9 protein-coding genes and 1 pseudogene are annotated in these 9147 nt (G+C 67.9%); 6 read left to right on the top strand and 4 right to left on the bottom strand.

Going from position 1 to position 9147, the window contains the following annotated elements; translation table 11 throughout:
* On the bottom strand, nucleotides 1-945 hold a 945-nt coding region (locus VFA16_RS15000; protein WP_324968579.1), incomplete at its 3' end, for a coenzyme F420-0:L-glutamate ligase.
* Complete coding sequence (cofD, locus tag VFA16_RS14995) at nucleotides 942-1925, bottom strand: 2-phospho-L-lactate transferase (RefSeq protein ID WP_324968578.1); 984 nt, start codon at nucleotides 1923-1925, stop codon at nucleotides 942-944. The genes VFA16_RS15000 and cofD, both read right to left, overlap by 4 nt.
* Nucleotides 1926-2289: 364 nt before the next feature.
* Between cofD and VFA16_RS14990 the strand changes: the two genes are divergently transcribed.
* Nucleotides 2290-2649 carry a WhiB family transcriptional regulator gene (locus VFA16_RS14990; RefSeq protein WP_324968581.1) on the top strand — a complete coding sequence of 120 codons (360 nt, stop codon included), beginning with the start codon at nucleotides 2290-2292 and terminating at the stop codon, nucleotides 2647-2649.
* 26 nt (nucleotides 2650-2675) lie between these two features.
* On the opposite strand, the gene VFA16_RS14985 is transcribed toward VFA16_RS14990, so the two are convergent.
* On the bottom strand, nucleotides 2676-3098 hold the full coding sequence (locus VFA16_RS14985; protein WP_324968580.1) for a metallopeptidase family protein: 423 nt from the start codon (nucleotides 3096-3098) through the stop codon (nucleotides 2676-2678).
* A 161-nt stretch (nucleotides 3099-3259) separates the two neighbouring features.
* On the opposite strand from VFA16_RS14985, the gene VFA16_RS14980 reads away from it, so the two are divergent.
* From VFA16_RS14980 to VFA16_RS14960, 5 genes are all read left to right on the top strand, one after another.
* Complete coding sequence (locus VFA16_RS14980; RefSeq protein ID WP_324968577.1) at nucleotides 3260-3709, top strand: DUF3499 domain-containing protein; 450 nt, start codon at nucleotides 3260-3262, stop codon at nucleotides 3707-3709.
* 89 nt (nucleotides 3710-3798) lie between these two features.
* Nucleotides 3799-5196 (top strand): phosphomannomutase/phosphoglucomutase, encoded by a 1398-nt coding sequence (locus tag VFA16_RS14975; protein WP_324968576.1) that lies wholly within the window; start codon nucleotides 3799-3801, stop codon nucleotides 5194-5196.
* Nucleotides 5193-6263, top strand: a complete 1071-nt coding sequence (locus VFA16_RS14970) for a TobH protein (RefSeq protein WP_324968575.1) — start codon at nucleotides 5193-5195, stop codon at nucleotides 6261-6263. Before VFA16_RS14975 ends, VFA16_RS14970 begins: the two co-directional genes overlap by 4 nt.
* A gap of 18 nt (nucleotides 6264-6281) precedes the next feature.
* Entirely contained in the window at nucleotides 6282-7508 is a 1227-nt protein-coding gene (manA, locus tag VFA16_RS14965) for a mannose-6-phosphate isomerase, class I (protein ID WP_324968574.1), read from the top strand.
* Entirely contained in the window at nucleotides 7505-8425 is a 921-nt protein-coding gene (locus VFA16_RS14960; protein WP_324968573.1) for a cation diffusion facilitator family transporter, read from the top strand. The genes manA and VFA16_RS14960 overlap by 4 nt, the downstream gene beginning before the upstream one ends.
* Here VFA16_RS14960 and VFA16_RS14955 read toward each other — a convergent pair.
* Nucleotides 8386-9147, bottom strand: a pseudogene (locus VFA16_RS14955) (oxidoreductase); the annotation flags it as partial. The gene VFA16_RS14960 and the pseudogene VFA16_RS14955 overlap by 40 nt on opposite strands.

Genomic DNA, 9147 nt, shown 5'->3' with positions numbered 1-9147 from the left:
CATGCGATCCAGCAGCCGGGTCCGAAGGTCGGGCGTCTGCAGCCATACGAACCGCACCGGCCGGGTGTGGTGTGGGGCGGGTGCGGTCAACGCTTCGGCGACGGCGGCCTCGATCACGTCCTCCGGCACCGGTTGCTGGCTGAACTGCCGCACGGAGCGACGCAGCAGCTGCGCCTGCTGTCGGCCGAGCTCGAGGGCTTCGGCGGTGCCGAGCCAGAACAGGTCTTCTGTGCCCGCGCGGACCAGCTGTCGCGCCGTGGAGCCGTCATCGGTGATCGACAGGCCGCGCACCACGGCCACCGGTATCGCGGTGAGCTTTCCCTTCACCAGGTCGGCTGCTGCGGCGACTTCGTCGACGACGGCGACTTCGGTGACCACCAGTTCGTTGCCGTGCGGGTCCACGGCCCCGGCGTAACTGTGCAGCACGGTCAGACCGGCAGCGCCGACGGCGGCATCGGTCTGGCCGTTGCGCCACGCGCGGCCCATGGTGTCGGTGATCACCACCGCGACCGCCACGCCGAGCCGCTCGCGCAGTCCGGCGCGCAGGGCCGCGGCACTGGCGTCGGGGTCGACGGGCAGCAGGGCCAGCTCGGCCGCAGCCACGTTGGAGCCGTCCACTCCGGCTGCCGCCTGCACCAGCCCGAGCCGGTTCTCGGTGATCAGGGTGCGGCCCTTGCGAGCCAGCACGCGAACCGCCTCGTCGTCGATCAGCTTGCGGCGCAGCTCGTCTCGCGCTTGGACATTCTCCGGGGCCGCCACGATGCGGCCTTCGCATTTGGACACCACTTTGCTGGTGACCACCACCACGTCGCCGTCGCGCAGCCAGGGCGCGGCCTCGGCGATCGCGGCGGCCAGGTCGTCGCCAGGCCGAAATTCGGGAAGGCCACTGACGGGCATGATCTCGACCGTCGACGCGGCGCCATGGTCCGCCGGCACGTTGCTCATGCCGACACGCCCGCGACGTCCAGTCCGGCGCTCACCATGTCGGCCGTTGCTTTCGGGTCGGTCATCAGCAGCGGTATGGAGTGCACCGCGACGCCGTCGATTTCGGCGTGATCGCCCTCGTGGACGAGCCAGTAGTCCAGGATCCCGGTCTGCCGGCGCGCCCTGTAGTGCTGGCCCACAGCTTCTGCTGTGCATTTGACTCCGATCACGGTGAGGCATTCATATGCCATGCCGCGCAACGGTTTTCCATCGATGATGGGCGAGTACCCGACGACCGGAGCGGTCGTCGAGCGCAGCGCTGCCCGGATGCCGGGGATCGCGAGGATAGCGCCGATACTCACTACCGGATTCGACGGGGCCAGCATGACGATGTCGGCGTCGGCGATGGCGTCGACGACTTCGGTTGCGGCGCTGGCCTTCTCGGCACCGATGAAGGCGAAGCCGTGCGTCGGCACCTGGGCACGGTACCGCACCCACCATTCTTGAAAGTGGATTGCCCGCTGAGCATTGTCGGCGGGGTCCGTTATGACGACGTGGGTTTCGCAGCGGTCGTCGCTGACGGGCAACAGTCGCGCTCCGGGATGCCAACGGTCACACAGCGCCGCTGTCACCTGGGAGAGCGGATAGCCGGCTCGCAGCATCTGGGTGCGGACCAGATGGGTGGCCAGATCGCGGTCGCCGAGCTGGAACCAGTCGGGCTGCAGACCGTAGTGCGCCAGTTCCTCTTTGGCGTGCCAGGTTTCGTCGCGGCGACCCCAGCCTCGCTGCGGATCGACGCCGCCGCCCAGCGTGTACATACAGGTGTCGAGGTCCGGGCAGACCCGCACCCCGTGGATCCAGGCGTCGTCGCCGATGTTGACCACGGCGGTGAGCTCATGGGCGGCGCCGCCGGATGCGAACTGGCCGAGGCCGAGCAAGCGCTGCACACCGAGCAGGAAGCGCGCGCCGCCGACCCCGCCGACCAGAACCGTCACCTTCACATCGCACGACAGTACGCTCGGCGAGAATGCGGTCCGCGGCGGACTGAGCAGGAGCGGGGCAGCTGTCCGCGGCCAACGAGAGGGCGGTTCTGAGCAGTGGATCGGGCGGTCGCCTCGACACGCCGCGGCCGCAATCGACACAATGCCGCTGAAATTTGATCACGACATGATATGGAATTTCGTTTCAGCGCTTGACCACGGCAAGTAACCCGTGTGTAATCACATCAGTGTCATTTCCCGGTTGGCCGGCCGGTTGCGGTGTCGCAGACCGAGATTCGATCACTTGTTCGAAACAGAGATGGCCGCACAACACATCACAAGAGTGGCGACATTCAGCATCAACGAATCCGGTGAGGAGGCGGACATGTCCTATGAGCACCTTCGGGGCGTAGTGGGAGGGACACCGCACACCAATGCCGTCTCGGCGGCGACGGGGGCAGCGTCACGGCCCCACTTGAGCCTGGTTTCCGATGCGGCCGAAGTATTTCCGCTGGAGCCGGTGAGCCGCGACCAGTGGCAGGACCGCGCATTGTGCGCGCAAACCGACCCCGAGGCGTTCTTCCCCGAAAAGGGCGGCTCCACTCGCGAGGCCAAGAAGATCTGCCTGGGCTGCGAGGTGCGCGCGGAGTGCCTGGAGTACGCCCTGGCTCATGACGAGCGCTTCGGGATCTGGGGCGGCCTCTCCGAGCGGGAGCGCCGTCGCCTCAAGCGCGGCATCATCTAGCCATCCTGGCTTAGTCGTCGGGCGGACTAGTCGTCGTCGATCGTAGGGTCGATGACGGTGGGTTCGACGTCGAGATACGTCGCCACCTGAGCCACCAGAATCTCATGCAGTAGTTCCCCAAGTTCGACGGTGTCTTTTGCGCGTCGCTCAATCGGCTTGCGGAACAACACAATTCGTGCTCGCGTAGCGTTGCCGCGCACGTCGACGCCGGCCGGGATCAACCGGGCCAGCGGGATCGGCCCGTCGGCCACGACCTCAGGCGGCCACTGCACGCTGTCGGGATCCTTCGGGCACATGCGCGGAATCTCGTCAACCGCGACATCCAGCCCGGACACCCGCTCCTGCCAGCGCCGCTCGATGGGTTCGTAGGCCTCTAGCACCGCCATGTCGAATCGCTCAGCGCGGCTGCGCCAGCCCGGCACGGTCGGCGGCAGCAGCGGTCCCCGCATTTCGCGGCCGTGCCGTGTTGCCGACCTGCGTGCCGAGCGACCGCCTCGCCGGTAGCCGGGGGATTCGCCCACGCGCCGATGGTAACGGTTGCACATCGTGAGCCGGCTGTATGCGCGTGTCCGGCGCTGCGGCGTCGTTTGCGCGCGATAGCCTCTCGACCGTGACTGCTCCCCGTCGCTGCTGCCGGCCCGGGTGTCCGCACTACGCGGTGGCGACGCTGACGTTCGTCTACTCAGACTCGACGGCGGTAGTCGGCCCGCTGGCCACCGCACGAGAGCCGCACTCGTGGGATCTCTGCGTCGGGCACGCCAGCCGGATCACTGCGCCGCGCGGATGGGAACTCGTTCGCCATCCCGGACCGCTGACAATCAACCCCGACGAGGACGACTTGGTGGCGCTCGCCGACGCGGTGCGCGAAGGCCGCAGCGGGCTGGCCAGCCGGCCGCCGGTCAACGGCTTCTCCGATCCTGGCGGCCACCATGCCGCTGCACCGGCCGGCGTACCCAGCGCCGGCCTGCTCGCCCCAACCCCCCAGCTATCCAGCGGAACCGGACGCCGCCGCGGTCATCTGCGGGTGTTGCCAGACCCGCCACGCGAACAGCCGGAGTAGCGCGCGACGAGCACGCTGGCTTACGTACAGCGAGGCGGACCAGAGCGGTTAGGCTGGCGACCAAGAGTCCCTTCGTCAGGAGCCCTGTCATGTCTCGGCCCGCCGCGGCTGTCCACCGTGTGATCAAGGCGTATGACGTGCGCGGCCTGGTGGGCGACGAAATCGACGAATCCCTTGCCGCCGATGTCGGCGCAGCTTTCGCCCGGTTGATGCGCGACGAAGGGGCCCGCCAAGTGGTGGTCGGCCACGACATGCGAGACAGTTCGCCGTCGCTAACAGCTGCGTTTGCCGCCGGGGTGACGGCACAGGGTCTCGACGTTGTCCGCATCGGCCTGTCGTCCACCGACCAGCTCTATTTCGCGTCAGGCCTGCTCGACTGTCCCGGCGCGATGTTCACCGCCAGCCACAACCCGGCCGCCTACAACGGCATCAAACTGTGTCGCGCGGGCGCCAAGCCAGTCGGAGCAGACACCGGGCTGGCCACCATCCGCGACGAACTCATCGCCGGTGTCCCCGATTTCGACGGCCCGCCAGGGACTCTCAGCGACCGCGATGTGCTCGCCGACTACGGAGCATTCCTGCGCTCGCTGGTCGACCTGTCCGAGTTGCGTCCGTTGCGGGTAGCCGTGGACGCCGGCAACGGGATGGCCGGCCACACCGCCCCAGCCGTGTTAGGCCCCATCGAGTCGATCACCTTGCTGCCGCTGTACTTCGAGCTCGACGGCTCGTTTCCCCATCACGAGGCCAACCCGCTGGATCCCGCCAACCTGGTCGACCTGCAGGCGTACGTGCGCGACACCGGTGCTGATATAGGACTGGCCTTCGACGGCGACGCCGACCGCTGCTTCGTCGTCGACGAACGCGGCCAGCCGGTCACGCCGTCGACGGTGACGGCTCTGGTGGCCGCACGCGAACTCAACCGGGAAATCGGCGCAACCGTGATTCATAACCTGATCACCTCGCGCGCAGTGCCGGAATTGGTGGTCGAACGCGGCGGCACACCGGTGCGCTCCCGCGTCGGGCATTCCTACATCAAGGCGCTGATGGCCGACACCGGCGCGATCTTCGGCGGCGAACACTCCGCGCACTACTACTTCCGGGATTTCTGGGGCGCCGATTCGGGGATGCTGGCCGCACTATATGTGCTTGCCGCGCTGGGCGAGCAGGAGCGGCCGCTGTCGGAGCTGACCGCCGACTACCAACGCTACGAATCCTCCGGCGAGATCAACTTCACCGTTGCCGACGCGACCGCGGCCACCGAGGCCGTGCTGAAGTCGTTCGGCACCCGGATCCACTCCATCGACCATCTCGACGGAGTGACTGTGGACCTGGGCAATGGCAGCTGGTTCAACTTGCGCAGCTCCAACACCGAGCCGCTGCTGCGGCTCAACGTCGAGGGCCGCTGCGCCGAAGACGTCGATGCGGTGGTCCAGCAGATCGCCGCCGAGATCGCGCACGTCCCCGGCCAGCCCGAGGTCGTGACGTGAACGCGATCCGCGCCACGATCGATATCGACGACACCGAAGGCCTGATCGCCGCCGACCGAGAGGGGCTGCTACGGGCCGCGTCGATGGCCGGCGCGCAAGTCCGGGCCACCGCGTCCGCATGCGACGAAGGCGCGCTGGATTCGATCCGCGGTGGAGAGCGACCCCGCACGGTGATCTGGGTAGCCAGCCGCGGCACCGCCGCAACCGCCGGCGCCATGCTTGCCGCAGCGTTGGGTGGTTCGGCCGGCGAACCGATCGTCGTTGCCGCCGAGGCGCCGCCGTGGATCGGAGCGCTCGATGTGCTGATCGTGGCCGGCGACGACCCGGGTGATCCCCCGCTGGTCGGCGCCGCCGCAACCGGGGTGCGCCGCGGCGCGCGGGTGGTTGTCTCGGCGCCCTACTCGGGCCCGCTGCGCGACACGACCGCTGGACGGGTCGCCGTGCTGGAGCCCCGGCTACCGGTACCCGACGACTTCCTGCTGTGTCGGTATCTGGCCGCCGGGCTGGGGGTGCTCAAGGGAGTCGACCCCACCGTGGAAATCGACCTGGCACGGCTGGCCGACGAACTCGACAGCGAAGCGCTGCGCAACAGTGCGGGCCGGGAAGTGTTCACCAACCCGGCCAAGGCGCTTGCCGAGCGCATGGCGGGTCACCGAGTCGCGCTGGCGGGCGACTGCGCTGCCACGTTGGCGCTAGCCCGCCACGGGTCTTCGGTCCTGCTGCGCATCGCCCACCAGGTGGTCGCCGCCACCGGGCTTTCCGACGCGGTCACGGCGCTGCACGCAGGGTTCCCCGATGCGGCGGACGCGCTTTTCCACGACGAACAAATCGACGGACCGCTCCCCGAGCGGCTGCGGGTGTTGGCGCTAACCCTGGCCGCCGAGCGGCCGGTGGTGGCGGCACGGCTGGGTGGGTTCGATGTCGACCTTGTCGCCGCCGAAGATGTGCCGGACTTGCAGGAGGCGTCCGCGGGCGCGGCAACGGGGCTCGGCGTCGAGCAGCAACTGGCAATATTGGCTGTCCGGCTGGAGATGGCTGCTGTTTACATGCGACTGGTTCGCGGATAAACCGGGGATATAAAGACAGTGGAACTGCTACGCGGGGCGATACGGACGTACGCCTGGGGATCGCGGACCGCTATCGCCGAATTCACCGGCCGGCCGGTGCCAGCTGCCCATCCTGAGGCTGAGCTCTGGCTCGGCGCACACCCGGCCGATCCGGCCTGGCTCGAAACCGAGGACGGCGAGAGCTCACTGCTCGACGCGCTGGTCGCCGACCCGGAGGGACAACTCGGCTCGGCGGCCCGCGCCCGGTTCGGTGATGCGCTGCCGTTCTTGGTCAAGGTGCTTGCCGCCGACGAGCCGCTGTCGCTGCAAGCCCATCCGAGTGCCGAGCAGGCGATCGAGGGTTACCTGCGCGAAGAGCGGCTCGGTATTCCGGTCTCCTCACCGATCCGCAACTATCGCGACAACCGTCACAAGCCCGAGTTGCTGGTGGCGCTGCAGCCCTTCGAGGCGCTGGCCGGGTTCCGTCCGGTGGGCCGCACGATCGAGTTGCTGCGGGCGTTGGCGGTCTCGGACCTGGACCCCTACATCGAATTGCTTCACGACCAATCAGATGCCGACGGCCTGCGGGCATTGTTCACCACCTGGATTACTGCTCCGCAGCCCGACATCGATGTGTTGGTCCCCGCCGTGATCGAGGGTGCCATCCACTACGTCACCTCCGGAACAACGGAATTCGCTGCCGAAGCCAAGACCGTCTTGGAGCTCGGCGAACAGTATCCCGGCGATGCCGGTGTACTGGCCGCCTTGCTGCTCAACCGCATCAGCCTCGCTCCCGGTGAGGCGATCTTCCTGCCGGCCGGTAACCTGCACACCTACCTGCGCGGTGTCGCGGTGGAGATAATGGCCAACTCTGACAACGTGTTACGCGGCGGGCTGACGCCCAAGCACGTCGATGTTCCGGAACTGCTGCGGGTGCTTGACTTCAACCCGACCACGGAGGCGCAGCTGCGGCCGCCGGTTCACCGCGACGGACTCGAGCTCATCTACGACACCCCGGCAGCCGAGTTCGCGGCGTCGGTGCTGACGCTCGACGCAGAACACCTTGGCCACGAGGTCGACGCGCCGTCGCGCCATGACGGTCCCCAGATCCTCTTGTGCATCGAAGGTTCGACGACCGTGCACGGGAAATCGCGAGCGCTGACGCTCGACCGCGGCATGGCGGCGTGGGTAGCCGCTGACGACGGGCCGGTCAGGCTGGTCGCCCGCGAGCCGAGCAAGCTGTTCCGGGCCACCGTGGGCCTGTGACGCCAACCAGCGGCACCCGCGCGATCCTGGCTGCCCTGGCCGCCAACGCCGGCATCGCCGCCGCCAAGTTCGTCGGCTTCCTGGTCACCGGTAGCTCGTCGATGCTTGCCGAGTCGGTTCACTCGGTGGCCGACACCTCTAACCAAGCGCTGCTGCTGCTCGGCCAGCGCGCGGCACGTAAACAGGCTGACGCCCTGCACCCGTTCGGCTATGGCCGTAGTCGCTACTTCTGGTCGTTTGTCGTGGCCCTGGTGCTGTTCACGCTCGGCTCGGTGTTCGCGCTCTATGAGGGCTACCACAAGATCACCCACCCCGCCGAGCTCAGCTCGCCTGTGGTGGCTTTGGTCATCCTGGCGGTGGCAATTGGCCTGGAAGCCTTCAGCTTTCGCACGGCGGTGGTCGAGTCGCGCCCGCTGAAAGGCAACGGTAGCTGGTGGCGCTTCATCCGCCACTCCCGCAATCCCGAACTGCCTGTGGTGCTGCTGGAAGATACCGGCGCGCTCGTTGGCTTGATGTTCGCGCTGGCCGGGGTCGGGCTGACCGCGGCAACCGGCGACCCGGTGTGGGATGGCGTCGGCACCATCGGCATCGGCGCGCTGCTCGGGCTGATCGCAACCATCCTGATGGTCGAGATGCACAGCTTGCTGATCGGCGAGGGCGCCACCCCTGCGCAGACTCGGGCCATCCGAGAGGCGCTGGAATCAACCGAGCGCGTCGAGCGCCTGATCCACCTGCGCACCCAGTACCTCGGCCCCGATGAGATGCTGGTCGCGGCCAAGATCGCGGTAGCTCCGCAGGTGGAGTTGGCCACCGTCGCGGCGACTATCGACGCAGCTGAGGCCAATATCCGCGCCGCTGTGCCGGCCGCGCAGGTGATCTACCTCGAGCCCGATTTGGATCGCGCGGTTACCCGGTAGCGCTCGCGCCACAGCTGGCGGCGCTCGGCCAGCCACAGCCGCATGTTGTGGCGGACGGCGCGGCCGATCAGCGCCGGCGAGGGCACCATGTAGAGGCTGTCCAACAACGAGAACCGGCGCAAAAACCATTCGGCGAGAACGGGATCAGTCTCTGCGGCGCCGAGGAACTGGTCGAACAACTCACCGACGGGGTGATACCACCACGGCGCCGGCCCGCTGGCGTGGTGGAAGGTGAGATCGCCGACGGCGTTCATCAGCCACACCGGGTAGGTGGTCTTGGCGGTGGCGCGGTTCACCTCCCGCTCCAAATCGCTGCGGGGGCCATGCGCGAGCGCACGTCGCAGATGACCGGCCTGCAGCGACGTCATCGTCATACCCTGGCCGAACGTGGGATCGAAGCTGGCCACCGCGTCGCCCAGCGGCACGATCCCCGCCGGGAAGCGGTCCAGCTTGTCGTAGCGACGCCACCTGCTGGTGGGGAAGCGATGCAACGCCACCTCCCCGATCGGTTCGGCCTGCTCCAGCGCGGCGGTGAAGTGTACGGGCAGCAGCTTCTCGGCGAGCACCCGCATCTCGGGAAAGCTTTGTGGCGGTTCCACTTTGGCGACGCCGAAGGTAGTGAGAATCCAGATGCCGTCCTCGTAGGCCAGCATGCCGAGCCCTAGCGGCTGCTGTCGAGACGCGCCGCAAACCACAACTCTCTCGCGAATCAGGCCCTCGGG

Origin of the sequence: Mycobacterium sp. (assembly GCF_035653355.1) — a bacterium.
Taxonomy (GTDB): domain Bacteria; phylum Actinomycetota; class Actinomycetes; order Mycobacteriales; family Mycobacteriaceae; genus Mycobacterium.
This window is presented reverse-complemented; position numbering and strand designations above follow the sequence as displayed.

Excerpts from the sequence above, each read along its gene's own strand:
- VFA16_RS14990 (WP_324968581.1), top strand. The coding sequence starts at position 2,290 with ATGTCCTATGAGCACCTTCGGGGCGTAGTGGGAGGGACACCGCACACC.
- VFA16_RS14985 (WP_324968580.1), bottom strand. The coding sequence starts at position 3,098 with ATGCGGGGACCGCTGCTGCCGCCGACCGTGCCGGGCTGGCGCAGCCGC.
- VFA16_RS14975 (WP_324968576.1), top strand. The coding sequence starts at position 3,799 with ATGTCTCGGCCCGCCGCGGCTGTCCACCGTGTGATCAAGGCGTATGAC.